General features: G+C 64.7%; 11 protein-coding genes and 1 tRNA gene. 8 read left to right on the top strand and 4 right to left on the bottom strand.

Going from position 1 to position 15,028, the window contains the following annotated elements; genetic code table 11:
* Window positions 1–124 precede the first annotated feature (124 nt).
* Both IFT67_RS10520 and IFT67_RS10515 read right to left on the bottom strand, forming a co-directional pair.
* Window positions 125–934 carry an undecaprenyl-diphosphate phosphatase gene (locus IFT67_RS10520; RefSeq protein ID WP_192238276.1) on the bottom strand — a complete coding sequence of 270 codons (810 nt, stop codon included), beginning with the start codon at window positions 932–934 and terminating at the stop codon, window positions 125–127.
* A gap of 68 nt (window positions 935–1,002) precedes the next feature.
* A complete protein-coding gene (locus IFT67_RS10515; protein WP_192238275.1) occupies window positions 1,003–1,956 on the bottom strand; it encodes a complex I NDUFA9 subunit family protein in 954 nt (317 codons plus the stop codon).
* Between the two features lie 112 nt (window positions 1,957–2,068).
* Between IFT67_RS10515 and IFT67_RS10510 the strand changes: the two genes are divergently transcribed.
* The 4 genes from IFT67_RS10510 to IFT67_RS10495 all read left to right on the top strand — a co-directional run bounded on the left by IFT67_RS10510 (window position 2,069) and on the right by IFT67_RS10495 (window position 7,605).
* Window positions 2,069–2,155, top strand: a tRNA-Leu gene (locus IFT67_RS10510).
* Window positions 2,156–2,616: 461 nt separating this feature from the next.
* Window positions 2,617–3,378, top strand: a complete 762-nt coding sequence (locus IFT67_RS10505) for a hypothetical protein (protein ID WP_192238274.1) — start codon at window positions 2,617–2,619, stop codon at window positions 3,376–3,378.
* The gene (locus IFT67_RS10500; RefSeq protein ID WP_192238273.1) at window positions 3,375–3,686 is read left to right on the top strand and encodes a hypothetical protein; all 312 of its coding nucleotides are present in this window, start codon (window positions 3,375–3,377) and stop codon (window positions 3,684–3,686) included. The genes IFT67_RS10505 and IFT67_RS10500 overlap by 4 nt, the downstream gene beginning before the upstream one ends.
* Window positions 3,687–4,638: 952 nt before the next feature.
* Window positions 4,639–7,605, top strand: coding sequence for a TonB-dependent receptor plug domain-containing protein (locus IFT67_RS10495; protein WP_197983027.1), 2,967 nt, complete (start codon window positions 4,639–4,641; stop codon window positions 7,603–7,605).
* Between the two features lie 58 nt (window positions 7,606–7,663).
* On the opposite strand, the gene clpB is transcribed toward IFT67_RS10495, so the two are convergent.
* A complete protein-coding gene (clpB, locus tag IFT67_RS10490) occupies window positions 7,664–10,243 on the bottom strand; it encodes an ATP-dependent chaperone ClpB (RefSeq protein WP_192238272.1) in 2,580 nt (859 codons plus the stop codon).
* 181 nt (window positions 10,244–10,424) lie between these two features.
* Between clpB and IFT67_RS10485 the strand changes: the two genes are divergently transcribed.
* Entirely contained in the window at window positions 10,425–10,838 is a 414-nt protein-coding gene (locus IFT67_RS10485) for an acyl-CoA thioesterase (RefSeq protein WP_056064733.1), read from the top strand.
* A 21-nt stretch (window positions 10,839–10,859) separates the two neighbouring features.
* On the opposite strand, the gene IFT67_RS10480 is transcribed toward IFT67_RS10485, so the two are convergent.
* Window positions 10,860–11,018: a DUF1674 domain-containing protein gene (locus IFT67_RS10480; RefSeq protein ID WP_107963485.1), complete on the bottom strand. Its 159-nt coding sequence runs from the start codon at window positions 11,016–11,018 to the stop codon at window positions 10,860–10,862.
* A 105-nt stretch (window positions 11,019–11,123) separates the two neighbouring features.
* Between IFT67_RS10480 and IFT67_RS10475 the strand changes: the two genes are divergently transcribed.
* The 3 genes from IFT67_RS10475 to IFT67_RS10465 all read left to right on the top strand — a co-directional run bounded on the left by IFT67_RS10475 (window position 11,124) and on the right by IFT67_RS10465 (window position 14,961).
* Complete coding sequence (locus IFT67_RS10475; RefSeq protein ID WP_192238271.1) at window positions 11,124–12,401, top strand: RsmB/NOP family class I SAM-dependent RNA methyltransferase; 1,278 nt, start codon at window positions 11,124–11,126, stop codon at window positions 12,399–12,401.
* A 170-nt stretch (window positions 12,402–12,571) separates the two neighbouring features.
* Window positions 12,572–13,228 carry a ribulose-phosphate 3-epimerase gene (rpe, locus tag IFT67_RS10470; protein WP_192238270.1) on the top strand — a complete coding sequence of 219 codons (657 nt, stop codon included), beginning with the start codon at window positions 12,572–12,574 and terminating at the stop codon, window positions 13,226–13,228.
* Window positions 13,229–13,245: 17 nt separating this feature from the next.
* On the top strand, window positions 13,246–14,961 hold the full coding sequence (locus tag IFT67_RS10465; protein ID WP_342450604.1) for a heparinase II/III family protein: 1,716 nt from the start codon (window positions 13,246–13,248) through the stop codon (window positions 14,959–14,961).
* Window positions 14,962–15,028: the final 67 nt, after the last annotated feature.

The following is a 15,028-nucleotide window of genomic DNA, read 5'->3' as shown; positions in this document are numbered from 1 at the left end:
GCCATCGGAAGCTTGTCACCGTGAAATCGACCAGTATATCAGCATAACTGTCCTATTAATCGATAAAATCAGTAAATTTATCTAAGAACAATTCTCAACAAGCCTTGTTGATACCGAACCGGACCTACTTGCTCAGCAGCCAGACCAACGCGGCCGAGCCGGCAGCTACCCGGTACCAAGCAAAAGGCACGAACCCGTGCTTGGTGACGATCCCGACGAACCACTTCACCACCAGCAGCGCCACGACGAACGACACCGCAGCGCCGATCGCGATCGCGCCAAGCCCGACACCGCTGCCGCTCGCGATCGCATCGCGGTTCTTCAGCAGTTCGAGCGCGCTTGCCCCCAGCATCGTCGGGATCGCGAGAAAGAAGCTGAACTCTGCCGCCGTGCGCCGCTCGACACCCAGAGCCAACGCACCAAGGATCGTCGCGCCAGAGCGGCTGACGCCGGGGACCATCGCAAGGCACTGAAGGAAACCGATACCGATCACCGTCTTCAGCGGGATGTCCGCAACGCCGCTGATGTCGCTGCGTGGGGCGAACCGCTCGACCGCGAGGATCGCGAAGCCACCGACGATCAGCGCGATCGCAACGACCTCCGCATTCCCGAGCAGCGCCTCGATATACTTGTGCAGCGCGAGGCCGATGACGGCTGCCGGGATGAACGCGACCACCAGGTTGCGCAGGAACAGCCAGGATTTCGGCTCACGCTTCAACAGCCCCATGCCGACCGCCCAGAACGTCCGCCAATAGAGGACGACGATCGCGAGGATCGCGCCGAGCTGGATCACGACGTTGAAAACCTCCCAACGCCCCGCGTCATAGCCGAGCAGCCGTGTCGCGAGAATGAGATGCCCGGTCGACGAGACGGGAAGGAATTCGGTGATCCCTTCGACGATGCCGAGGAGGATGACGGTGAGAAGTTCGGTCAAGCAGGCGCTCCGGCGTCGCGGGTTTCAAAAAAGGCGCGGGTGTCAGGGCAGGCTTAGCACGTGCAGTATCAGCCTGCGTGAACTTCCGCACGCGTTTCGGCGCGCCGGCCGAACCGTCCAGCCTTGCGAAAGCGTACCAGCCAGCCCGGCGCGACCGTCGACAGCGGCGTCGCCTCGATCCCGAACGCGGCGAGGCCATCGGTTCCGGTGACGATATTGTCGCTCTGCAGCATCGTCCACTGATCCTTGGTGATCGGCGCACCCGGCAGGAAGCCGCCCTTGGCGATCAGCGCGCCGGCAAAGTCCGGCAGCTCGACGATCGAAGGATTGCGGCCGATCGTCTTGGCGATCCAGCGGATGAGGTTGCCCATCGTGATGATGTCGGGCCCGCCGAGCTCCAGCGTCCGGCCGCCGAACGTCTCGGGATCGGACGCCGCTGCGACCACCGCATCCGCCACGTTGCCGACGAATACGGGCTGGAACTTCGCGCCCGCGCGCAGCACCGGCACGACCGGCACCTTGGCGATCATCCCGGCAAAGCGGTTCACGAACTGGTCTTCCTGGCCGAACACGATCGACGGCCGCAGGATGGTCGCGTTCGGGAACGCCTCGAGCACCGCTGCCTCGCCCTGTCCCTTGGACTTGCCGTAGGCCGAAGCGGAGGCGGGATCGGCGCCGATAGCCGAGACGTGCACGAGCGCACCGACGCCGGCCTTCGCCGCAGCTTGCGCCACCGTCTGCGCGCCGAGTGCCTGGACGCGCTGGAAATCGCCCGCGAGCACGCCGACCAGGTTCACCACCACGTCAGAGCCTTGCACCGCATGCGCGACCGTCTCGGGCTTGGTGACGTCGGCACCGATGAACTGCGTCTGGCCGAGCCCGCCGAGCGGCTTCAGGAAGAACGCCTGCCGCGGATCGCGCTGTGCGATACGGACGCGTGCGCCCGTCGCCAGCAGCGCCTGTGCGACATAGCGGCCGACGAAACCGCCACCCCCGATCAGCGTCACCAGTTTGTCGTTCATCGCGCGTCCGTCCACTTTGTTTTGCCTGCCAATCACGAATAACCCCTTGCCCCAGCAAGAGGCGTGTTGACAAGCATCGGGACCCTCCACTAGAGGCGCCCTCCTACCCAGTGCCCGGATGGCGGAATTGGTAGACGCACCAGCTTCAGGTGCTGGCGATCGCAAGGTCGTGGAGGTTCGAGTCCTCTTCCGGGCACCATACTACAGGAGCGCGTTCGGACGAGGCGGATCTCAAGATCCGCTCGCGTCGTGCTTGACTTGTAGGATAATGTTGCTCAGATGTTCTCACCGCAGCAATAGGCGGGGGATGGCATGGTCCAGACATCAGGCACCAGTAAGCGGACCGCATTTTCACGGTGGCTGCGGACGGGCACGGTGCCATCGGCGCTAGGTCCCGACGGTATCGAACTCAAATTTAATCCGTGGCATGATCCGGCGGACGGCCGGTTTACATTTGCAGGCGCGGGGCGCCATGATGGATCGACCCAAACCGATACGACTAGCGCCCGAAACGATCGTGCGCGTTCTCGGAGCGGTCGCGCTCCAAGCCTCGGGGATGGTCATACGTCGCGGACCGCAACACCGTCAAAGGCTGAAACGCCGCGCGCCCGACCGCTCACGGGCGCCGACCCGAAATCGGTAGAGCGCAGGTCGGCCAAGGTGCAGTCCACGCGCATCCCGGGATCGCGGCCCGGTGATCAGCCGAACTCCGTCGCCGAATTCGTCGGTGGCGTCGGTCAGGGACTTTATGATGTTGGGGAAGGAGCCGTGGCGGGAGTCCATGCTGCGCTGACAACAAATCCGGTAACGACCGTGCGCAACGCCGGCCGTGGCGTCGCGGCCGTGATCGACACCGCAATCGCTGCTGAGGATACCCCGGCCCATATCCAGGTCTCCCGTGCGGCAAGCGCCGTCGCCAACGCCTCGGCGCGGGACATCGGTCGCGCCACAGGAAAGGTTGCTGGGAACGTTGCACTGGCGGTAGCGCCGGGGGCGGCGCTCTCCAAGGCTGCCGCATTGCGCCGACTCCCTATCGCGAGGCCGCGTATAACCTTTGACCCGCCGCAAATCGGCTGGGTCAAGGAAACGACAAAGTCAAAAAAGCCCTGGAAGTCCTATAACGATTCGGCGCCCGGCGCGCGCGCCGGTCAGGCGCCAACGTTGATGCGGACGATGGCCGACGGTTCGAAGCGGCCGGTGAAGTTTGACGGCATTCAGGGCGATTATATGATCGACCGAAAATGGTCTGTCGTAAACAGGCCTCGCTCGCGGGCCCAGATTTTGCGGCAGTCGGAGGTATTGGCACAACACCGTCTGATCGGGGCGTGGGAGGTTCCCACGCCTGTCGAGAAAACCAAGGCACTGAAACTGCTCAAGCAGATGAGCATCACCAACATCCACGTAAAGGTTGTGAAGCCATGATCGCTATGCAGGTTGCAGAAATCATCGCGGAGTATGCCGTGTTCCTCGAGCTAACCGGCGACGAGGAACTTAACCCTGACACCGCCGTGAAGATGATGGAAGCCTTGGCTAGTCATCTTCAAGAGATGGACAAGGGGTTTCTCCGTGAACTCGTGAACGCGTTCCCGATCATAGCGAAAGGATATAGTGGCGAGGCACAAGAGGTGGTGTGCAACATATCTTATGGCTACTATCTTGAAGAGGCTCTTGCAGTTGACGACCCGGTCAAGCTGGCGGCATTGGAAGCTTTGCGCGATGCAAGGGGCTGAACGGCGGTACTTGGACTCGAGGGCATCTCAAGGCCGCATAACCCAGCGTCTATGCTTACATCGCTGACGACTGACCGAAATTATCCAATGATCTGAGTGCTCAGCTTTGTCCGTTGGGGGCACCATTACTGATCGAAGGCGGGCAGTGTACCGTTTTTGACGGAACGTCCTGCAGCGACACCGTTTTCAAGGCATGAGGCCGGACCGGAGAGCATGGTCTCCCGCTTCGACGCACTTGCTGAATCGATCAACATTTTGAAGTAGGCGGACCGGAGAGCGCTGCTGTCGCCCCGCATCTTTGACGCAGCATATCGCTGAAACGATCGATCGCTTGCTCGTCAGATCTAGCTCGATAAGTTCAGCGTGCGGAGCAGTTTTACCTTCGCGCCGGCCAAGCCGCGTCCTGCCCGATTTTTCCCCGGACCAGCGGCACGACGATGCCGTCGCGGTTGGATGGCGGCGTATAGCTTTAATGAAGCCGTCCTCGCGCAGCGTCTCGTTGAGGGCGACGACGAGGTCCGAACGGCGTTTGGTAATTCTGGCGAGCGCGTTGAGGTCGGTGAGCGCCGCACCAGCCGGCCTCCGTCCATACGGCGGCGCGGGTCCACAGGACCGCATCGAATAGACTCTATTCAGACGGAAATAGCATGATTACCGATGGCAGCGGGCAGGTGACTACGACGACGCATAACAGTCGTACAATCGACCAAATCTAACAGATATGTCATATTGTGTGTCCTTTTCGGCACAAGGTTTCCGAAAGTTACAATTTCAAGTCACGGCGTCTTTACTCGAAATCGGGAGGCTCGCATGCCTCTGTCATTGCCTTGCATCACCGTACGTTTCGGCAGGTAGGGGTAGGCCATGACCGATACGGATCGTCAAAACGACCGTGTCGGGTCTATTTGGGGAATTGTTCGTGATCACAACATCTTGCTTTAAGTCCAGGGCAATGCTTCTCGCCGCTGCAACGCCGCTGGCGTTCATCATGTCGACGACTTCGGGGTTCGCTCAGGACGCGACGACAACTCCTGACGCAACGGCTGCCACGACCGCGCCGCTTCCGGTACAAACCGCTGACAAGGCCTCTGCCGATTCGCCAGCTCAGGACATCGTCGTCACCGGTTCGCGGTTTCGTCGTACCGATACCGAGACGCCGTCGCCCGTCACCGTGCTGACGACCGAGAACCTCACGCGGGCAGGCATCACCAACATCAACGACGCGGTGCGGTCGATCTCGGCCGATGGCGCCGGGTCGATCTCGACCGGGTTCCAGAACGGCTTCTCGGCCGGTGGTGCGGCGGTGTCGCTGCGCGGTCTGGGCGTGTCGTCGACGCTGGTGTTGATCGATGGCCTGCGTTCGACCAACTTCCCGCTCAACGACGATGGCCACAACGCCTATGTCGATCTCAATTCGATCCCGTTCAGCGCGGTCGAGCGGATCGAAGTGCTGAAGGATGGCGCATCGGCAACCTATGGCGCCGACGCGATCGGTGGCGTGGTCAACGTCATCATGAAGAAGCAATTCGTCGGCGTTGCCGGCACGGCCGAAGGCGGCGTGAGCGAGCATGGCGACGGCAGCCGCTACCGTGCCAACCTGACCGCCGGCTTTGGCGACTACGCCTCGACCGGTTGGAACTTCTACGTCAACGGCGAATATCAGCGCGATTCGGCGATCGCCGCGAAGGATCGCGCGTTTCCGTTCAACACGCTCGATCTGAGCTCGATCGGAGGGCTCGACGGCAACGCCGCCGATAGTTCGCTGACGACCGCGACCGTCAACGCCGTCGTCCGCCGCACGACCCAGACGGATCCGAACAACCCGTTCGCTGGTGGCACGGTCGCAACCGGACAGTATCAGACGCTGAACCTGTCCAATTGCGCCGGGGGCACCTACACGGTCGCAGGCGCGGCGGGCGGCACGGGTTGCCGTCACGACAACACGTATGAATTCGCCCAGATCCAGCCGAAGCAAGAGCGGTACAACGTCTCGGGTCGTCTCAGCGTCCGCTTGAGCGACAACATCGAAGGCTATGTCACCGGCAGCTATTCCAACAGCCGCGTGGATATCGCACGGGCGCCGGCATCGATCCGCCAGACCCAACCCTATGGTGCCGCACCGTCGCTTGCGTCGAGCAACCCGGGCATCGTCCTGCCGGTCTATGTCTGCTCGTCGGGGCTGAATTGCGCCACTGCGACGGATCGTCGCGTGAACCCGAACAACCCGTTTGCAATGGCGGGTGAACTCACCAGCGCTGCCCGCATCTATTATCTGTTCGGCGACATCCCCGTCGGGACGAGCCGCACCAACGAAGTCATCCGCGGTGCCGCCGGCCTGCATGGCGATTTCGGCGACGGCTGGAACTGGCAGGTCGACGCGGTCGGCGCGAAGGACAACCTCAACATCACGTCGTTCGGTGTGATCAACATCGCCGGCCTGAAGCAGGCGATCAACACCGGCGCGTACAACTTCATGGATCCAAGCCAGAACAGCGCCGCAACACGCGCGCTGGTCTCGCCGACCTACACGGTAGGGTCGCACACCTCGATGGTGTCGCTCGACGGGTCGATCAGCAAGGCATTGTTCCAGCTTCCGGGTGGTCCGCTCCAGCTCGCCGTCGGTGGGCAGGTGCGTCACGAGGTCGAAGAGAATAACAGCCTGAACGCCAACCTCGATCGTTACGCCAACACCTCGGCAGCATTCGGCAAGCACACCGTTTCGGCGGCGTATTTCGAAATCAGCGCACCGGTGCTGACGCAGCTCGAGATCAACGCGTCGGGCCGTTACGATCACTATTCGGAAGGGTTCGGACGCTTCTCGCCGAAGGTCGGCGCGAAGTTCACGCCGATCAAGGAACTCGCGATCCGCGGTACCTATTCGCAGGGCTTCCGTGCACCGACGTTCGCCGAGAACAACCCGCTCAGCAGCTTTGCCGGTTTCGTCACCTACACGCCGCCGACCAGCTTCCAGCTTGCGCATGGCGGTTTGATCAACCCTCCTGCGAACTCGGGTCTCACGCCGAACACGAACCCGTATGCGCAGTCCTACAGCCTCGGCTCGGGCTTTAGCGGCAACCCCGATCTGAAGCCTGAGAAGTCGCGCAGCTTCACCGCGGGTACGGTCGTCCAGCCGCTGCCGTGGCTGAGCTTCACGGTCGATTACTACAACATCAAGAAGAGCGACGTGATCGTGACCGGCCCGAACGCCGGCGCCGCTCGTGCTGCCTATTACGCCGGGCAGCCGCTGCCGACCGGCTATACGGTGTCGGCGGTCGACGCGATCGATCCGCTGTTTCCGACTGCGATCCCCCGCGTGCTGATCATCAATGCGCCCTATGTGAACGCGGCGAGCGTCAAGACAGAGGGGCTCGATTTCGGCCTGAACGCCAACATTCCGCTGACCGACGACATCCGCTTCGTCAGCCGGGCCGACGTGACCCGCGTCCTGAAGTACAACCAGGACAATGGCGACGGCGTGATCCAGAAGTTCGCCGGTACGCTCGGACCATACGAGCTGTCGTCGGGCGCGGGTACGCCGAAGTGGCGCGGCAACTGGCAGAACACGCTGGAGTTCGGAGCACTGTCGATCAGCGCGACGACCTATTATGTGTCGAAGATCAAGGCAGTGGCTGCCGACGAGGGTACGCCGCTGACCTGCTCGGATGATCCCGACCTCGACGGCAACCTCTACGCCACCGGTACGAAGTTCTGTAACGTCAAGCGCTTCATCTACGCCGATCTGAACGTCGCCGTTGCCGTGAACGACAAGTTCTCGTTCAACTTCAATGTCGGCAACTTCACCAACGAGAAGGCGCCGATCGCACCGGCTTCGTATTCCGGCACGAACTATTTGCCGACCTGGCATTATGCCGGCGTCATCGGCCGTACCTTCCGCGCCGGTGCGAACTTCACGTTCTAACGCACATCGCTAAATCGTAAAAAGGGCGGCTTCCTCGCGGAAGTCGCCCTTTTTGCGTTCAGGCGACCTGGAGCACCAGCTTCCCGTCGCCCTCGTCGACCTTGACGGTCGACCCGTCCTTCACCTCGCCGCGCAGGATCATGTCGGCGAGCGGGTCCTGCAGATAGCGCTGGACCGCACGCTTCAGCGGACGAGCGCCGTACACTGGATCATAGCCTACCCGGCCAAGCCACGCTCTCGCAGCATCGGTCAGGTCGAGGACGATCTTGCGGTCGGCGAGCAGCTTGTCGACGCGCGACACCTGGATGTCGACGATCGGTGCCATATGCGACTGGCCGAGGCGGTGGAACAGGATCACTTCGTCGAGCCGGTTGAGGAACTCCGGCCGGAAGTGCGAGCGGACGATCTCCATCACCTGCGGCTCGACCGACGAGACGTCGTCGCCCTCCGCCATGTTGGCTAGATACTGGCTGCCAAGGTTGCTCGTCAGGATGATCAGCGTGTTGCTGAAATCCACCGTGCGCCCCTGGCCGTCGGTCAGCCGCCCGTCGTCGAGCACCTGCAGCAGCACGTTGAACACGTCGCCGTGTGCCTTCTCGACCTCGTCGAACAGGATGACCTGGTACGGCCGCCTGCGCACCGCCTCGGTCAGCACGCCGCCCTCCTCATAGCCGACATAGCCCGGAGGCGCGCCGATCAGCCGCGCGACCGCGTGCTTCTCCATGAACTCGCTCATGTCGATGCGGACCATTGCGCTCGGATCGTCGAACAGGAACTCCGCGAGCGCCTTGGTCAGCTCGGTCTTGCCGACGCCGGTCGGCCCGAGGAATAGGAACGACCCCAAAGGCCGGTTCGGATCCTGCAACCCCGCGCGCGCACGCCGCACCGCGGTCGAGACCGCCTTCACCGCATGCGCCTGGCCGATCACGCGTTTGCCGATCGTCGCCTCCATCGCGAGCAGCTTGTCGCGCTCGCCCTGCAGCATCCGCTCGACCGGAATGCCGGTCCAGCGACTAACGACGCCCGCGATGTCGTCCGCGGTCACTTCCTCGCGCAGCATCGCGCCCTCGGTCGCCCCCGCCGCCTCGTCGAGCTGGCGCTGCAACCCCGGAATCGTGCCGTAGGAAAGCTCGCCCGCCTTGGCGAGATCGCCCGAGCGCTGCGCCTGCTCCAGCTCCAGCCGCGCGGCATCGAGCTGTTCCTTCAGCCGGGCCTCGGCATTGATCTTGTCCTTCTCGCCCTTCCAGCGCGTCGTCAGCTCGGCGGATTGCTCCTCCAGGTTGACGAGTTCGCCCTCCAGCGTGTCGAGCCGGTCGACCGATGCGTCGTCGGTCTCGCGCTTCAACGCCTCGCGTTCGATCTTGAGCTGGATGATCCGCCGGTCGAGATTCTCGATCGCCTCGGGCTTCGACTCCACCTCCATGCGGATGCGGCTCGCGGCTTCGTCCATCAGGTCGATCGCCTTGTCGGGCAGGAATCGATCGGTGATGTAGCGGTTCGACAGCGTCGACGCGGCGACGATTGCGCCGTCGGTGATCCGCACGCCGTGATGCAGCTCGTACTTCTCCTTCAGCCCGCGCAGGATAGAGATCGTGTCCTCGACGGTCGGTTCGCCGACCATGACGGGCTGGAACCGCCGCTGCAACGCGGGGTCCTTCTCGACGTACTTGCGATATTCGTCGAGCGTGGTCGCGCCGACGCAGTGCAGCTCGCCACGCGCGAGGGCGGGCTTGAGCAGATTGCCCGCGTCCATCGCGCCTTCGGATTTGCCCGCGCCGATCAGCTGATGCATCTCGTCGATGAACAGGATGATGTCGCCCTCGGCGGCCTTCACCTCGTCTAGCACGCCTTTCAGCCGCTCCTCGAACTCGCCGCGGTATTTCGCGCCGGCGATCAGCGAGCCGAGATCGAGCGACATCAGCCGCCGGTCCTTGAGCGTATCGGGCACGTCGCCATTGGCGATCCGCAGGGCTAGCCCTTCCACGATCGCGGTCTTGCCGACGCCGGGTTCGCCGATCAGCGCGGGGTTGTTCTTGGTCCGGCGCGCGAGGATCTGGATCGTGCGACGGATTTCCTCGTCGCGACCGATGACGGGATCGAGCTTGCCGTCACGTGCCGCCTGGGTGAGATCGCGCGCGAACTTCTTCAGTGCGTCATAGCGGTCCTCGGCGCCCGCGGTGTCGGCGGTGCGGCCCTGGCGCAGGCCGTTGATCGCGGTGTTCAGCCCCTCGGGCGTCACGCCGCCGGCCTTCAACGCCTTGCCCGCCGCAGTGTTGAGCGACAGCGCGAGCGCGACCAGCAGCCGCTCGACGGTGACGAAGCTGTCGCCCGCCTTGGTCGCGATCTGCTCGGCCTGGTCGAGCACGCGCACCGCGTCGTTGTCGATCCCCGGCGTGGTCTGTGCGCCCGAGCCCGACACGACCGGAATCTTCGCGAGCGCGAGATCGGTCTCGGAGGTCGCACGCTTGGCGTCGCCGCCCGCCGCCTTGATCAGCCCGGCGGCCATGCCCTGCTCGTCTTCCAGCAGCGCCTTCAACAGATGCTCGGGGGCGATGCGCTGGTGGTTCATGCGGATGGCGACGGTCTGCGCGGATTGCAGGAAGCCCTTCGTGCGGTCGGTGAATTTGTCGATGTTCATGACGAATTCCTGTGGGATTGGTTCGGTGTTGGCCGAAAGATGGTGTTGTATTTGGGCAACACAAGAGGCGGACGCAGGTCGGATGCTAGGGCGAGCGCGAGGCATCTGGAATAGCGTTTATTGTCGGTATCGAAGCGCCGCCGTCATCGCTATGTTCAGGTTCGCATGCTATATGGATGGCGTGTCCACAGCGCTCCCCCATACCTACGCCATCGGCATCGAGCCGGCCGACATCGACTTCATGGGTCACGTCAACAACGCGAACTATCTGAAGTGGGTACAGGCCGCGGTGATCGATCATTGGCAGCGTCTCGCGCCTGCCGAAGCGGTGGCCGGGCACCTCTGGGTCGCGCTGAAACACGAGATCACGTATCGGAAACCGGCGTTCCTCGACGACGACGTCATCGCGACGGTCCTGCTCGAGAAGGTCCAGGGTGCGCGGGCATTCTACGAGACGATCATCAAGCGCGGCGAGGATGTGCTCGCCGAGGTGAAGTCGAGCTGGTGCTGCCTCGATGCCGAGACGCTCCGCCCGTCGCGGCTGGCGAACAGCGTCGTCGAGCATTTCTTCCCGAAAACCGACCCTAAAGACTGACGTCTCTCGGGCGATCGACCCTCAGAAATCGATCGCCATGCCCTTCAACTCCCAATCGCCATAGCGCGTAGGATCGCGCGGCTCGGGGTCCTTGTCCGGCACGATCGCCTCGGGTTTCGGGACCGGCGTATTCTTCGCGAGATATTCTGGTGGCTTAACGTGATCGGGGCGCTGGCCCATCGCGGCTCTCCGGATTGCGTGTTGGCGTCGTAACCGCCACATGGGCCCTGTCGCGCCGCTTTGCCACAACAGCCGCGCGGCAAACCGAACGCGAAGGACCTTCAAATGCCCGACTATACCCACGCCCCCGAGCCGCTCGGCGTCCCCACCCGCCGTGCAGCACTCCGCCTGCTAGACGCCGTGCTGCGCCGCGGCGAGTCGCTCGAATCCGCACTGCCGGCCGCTACACGCGCGATCCACGGCCCCGATCGCGGCCTCGCGCATGCGATCGCCGCCGAGACGCTGCGCCGCCTCCCCGATCTCGACGCGATGATCGATTCGGTCACCAAGACCAACCTGCCCGACGATGCGAAGGCGCGGATGGCGTTGCGGATCGCGCTCGTCCAGGTGTTGATCCTCGGCACGCCCTCGCACGCCGCGATCTCGACCGTGCTGCCGCTGGTCGACGGCGGTCCGCGCAAACTCGTCCACGGCGTGTTCGGCACGCTGTTCCGCGCCAACATGCTCCTCCCCGAGGTGCCGACGCTGCCAGCACCCGTCGAACTGCGCTGGGAAGCCGCGTGGGGCGAGGAGATGGTCGACGCCGCCGGCCGCGCGATCGCGCAGGTGCCGCCGCTCGACCTGACGATCGCCGACCCGTCCGAGACCGAAGGCTGGCGCGAGAAACTCGGTGGCGAGAGTTTCATGCCCGGCCATCTCCGCTTGGGCGACCACGACTCCGTCCCCGACATGGCCGGCTTCGGCGACGGCGCCTGGTGGGTGCAGGACATCGCCGCCTCGCTCCCCGCGCGCCTGCTGGGGAAAGGGGAGGGCCATGTCCTCGATCTCTGCGCGGCCCCCGGCGGCAAGACTCTGCAACTCGCGAGCGCAGGCTGGACCGTCACCTCGGTCGACAATTCGCAAAGCCGGATCAAGCGCCTCCGCGAGAACCTCTACCGCACGCATCTGAAGGCAGAGGTCGTCAACGCCGACATCCTCGAATGGGCGCCGACCGAGCCCGCCGACGCGATCCTGATCGACGCGCCGTGCAGTGCGACGGGCATCTTCCGCCGCCACCCCGACGTCCTCCATCGCGTCCGCCCCTCGATCATCGCCGAAACCGCTGCGTTGCAGGCGCGGATCTTCGCAAGGGCGGCGGACTGGGTGAAGCCCGGCGGCACGTTGGTGTACGCCACCTGCTCGCTGGAGCCATCAGAAGGCGAGGCGCAACTCGACGCGTTCCTCGCCGCCCGCAGCGACTATTCGATCGCCCCGGTCGACCAGTCCGAACTCCCCGCCGGCATCACGCCAACGGAAACCGGCACGATCCGTACGCTTCCCGGCATGCTCGCCGACCAAGGCGGCTGCGACGGCTTCTTCATTGCGAGACTGAAGCGCGCCTAATAAATCCTTGCCTGCCAGGGGGAGGTGGCTGGCACTTGCCAGACGGAGGGGGAGGAAAGGGTAACCGACGTTTCGTGTCCTCCCCCTCCGTCACCTTCGGCGACACCTCCCCCTTGCGGGGGAGGATTGAAAGACTTCGCACCACCGCAATCCCGCGCTAGGACATATTTATGCAACCCGTCCGCATCGCCCCCTCGATCCTCTCCGCCGACTTCTCGAAACTCGGCGAGGAAGTCCGCGCCATCGACGCGGCCGGCGCCGACTGGATCCACATCGACGTGATGGACGGGCATTTCGTTCCCAACATCTCGTTCGGCCCCGCGGTCATGAAGTCGGTCCGCGGCATCACCACCAAACCGTTCGACGTCCACCTGATGATCTCCCCCGTCGACGCATATCTCGACGCGTTCGCGGAGGCCGGCGCCGACTGCATCACCGTGCATTACGAAGCCGGCCCGCACATCCACCGCTCGCTCCAGCACATCAAGGGCCTCGGCAAGCGCGCCGGCGTGGTGATCTGCCCCGGCACGCCGGCAAAGATGCTCGACTACCTCATGGACATGGTCGACCTCGTGCTGGTGATGAGCGTCAACCCCGGCTTTGGCGGCCAGAGCTTCATCCCGAGCCAGCTCAAGAAGATCTCGGCGATCCGAACGATGATCGAAAAGAGCGGCCGCGCGATCGATCTCGAAGTCGATGGCGGCGTCGACGCGGAATGGGCGAAACGCTGCATTGAGGCAGGCGCCGACGCACTGGTCGCCGGCACCTCGGTATTCCGCGGCGGACCATCGCAATACGCCGCCAACATTGCCGCGTTGCGGGGGTGAACGAACCGCGTGATCCCGTGACCGATCCCGCCCCCGACGGGATCGACGAAGGCCGCCGCCTCATCCGTCTCGGCGGCGACAAGGGGTTGTCGCTTGCCGATCGGCTGGCCGAGCGCTTCCACCGCCTGACGTGGCGCACCCCGCTCCACACGCTGCGCCTCAAGGGCCGCTACCCGCTGAAGCTGATTGCGGTCCCCGACGATCCCATCCTCGGCGACATTGCGCGCGGCACGATGCTGCTCGAAGGCGTCCTCTCGTTCCGCGGTGAAGCGCGCGATATCGAGACGCTCGACCTTTCGAAGCCGCTCCCCAAGTCGTTCGCAGAATACCTCCACAGTTTCGCGTGGCTACGCGACCTCTCGACCGTCGCGACCCGCGCGCGGGGCGCACCGATCGCCGAATACCTCGTGGGGCTCTGGCTGACCGCGCACGCCGACACGCAAGGCGGGATCGCGTGGCGCCCGGACATGTGGGGCCGCCGGATCCTCGCCTGGACCGCACACGCGCCGCTGATCCTGTCGTCGTCCGACCAGATCTACCGCTCGAAGGTGCTCAACGCGCTCGCCAAGGGCGCACTCCACCTCGATCGCAATGCCGACAAGGCGCCGGCGGGGGCGCCGCGCATCGCCGCGTGGTGCGGAGTCGTCGCGGCCGGACTCCTCATCCCCGGCGGCGAGCCCCGCCAGGCCTTCGGTGAAGCCGGCCTCCTCCGCGCGCTCGGCACCGGCCTGTTCGACGACGGCGGCTCGGTCTCGCGCAGCCCGGCGATGCTGCTCGATTCGATCCAGCTGCTCACGCTCCTCCAGGAAAGCTACGCCGCCCGCAGCGCCGAACTCCCCGAGACGGTCGCGGTCACGCTCACCCGGATGGTCGCGGCCCTGCTCGGTGTCGCGCACGCTGATCGCGGCCTGTCGAGCTGGCAGGGCGGTGGGCCGGCCAGCGAAACGCAGGTCGCCGCGGTCATCGAAGCCAGCGGTGTCCGCACGCGTCCGCTCCGCCAGGCGCGCGACTGGGGCTATCAGCGCCTCGCCGCCGGCACCGCAGTGCTGATCGTCGATGCCGCCCCGCCGCCGATCGCCCGCCTCGTTGAAGGCGGCTGCGCCTCGACGCTCGCGTTCGAGTTCTCCGATGGCCCGGCGCGGATCGTCGTCAACTGCGGCGGCGCCCGCGCGGGCATCGCGCAACTGCCGCCCGCGATGGTCGAGGGTTTGCGCTCGACTGCCGCCCATTCCACGCTGACGATCGCCGACAGCAACTCGACCGCGATCCTCGCCGACGGCACGCTCGGCCGCGGCGTGGGTGAAGTCGAGCTCAGCCGCCAGGAATCGGACGCCGCCAGCCGGATCGAGGCGAGCCACGACGGCTATGTCCGCCGCTGGGGCTTCCTCCACCGCCGCCAGCTGATGCTGACCGGCGACGGCCGCGAACTCCGCGGCGAGGACGCGCTGTTGCCGCAGGGCCGCAAACGCCGGGCGGGGTTGTCGCTGTTCGCGATCCGCTTCCACCTCGGCGAAGGCGTCCAGGTTTCCCCCACAGCCGACGGCTTGGGCGCGATCCTCCGCCTCCCGGGCGGTCCCTTTTGGCAATTCCGCTGCCGCGGCGGCGCCCTGGTGGTCGAGAACAGCGTCTGGATCGACGCCGACGGCCGCCCGGTCGCGACGCAACAACTAATGATCACGGGTGAAGCGGCGGCCGGCGGCGCGAGTGTGAGCTGGGCACTGAAAAAGGCCTGACAGCCACACCACCTGGATTAACGCACCACCCCGGCGGAGGCCGGGGCCCAGTTGGAAAGGTGGCAAT

This window comes from Sphingomonas sp. CFBP 13728, from assembly GCF_014841895.1.
Classification (GTDB): domain Bacteria; phylum Pseudomonadota; class Alphaproteobacteria; order Sphingomonadales; family Sphingomonadaceae; genus Sphingomonas.
Note: the sequence above shows the minus strand (reverse complement) of the source record. Positions and strands in the feature narration are given on the sequence as shown.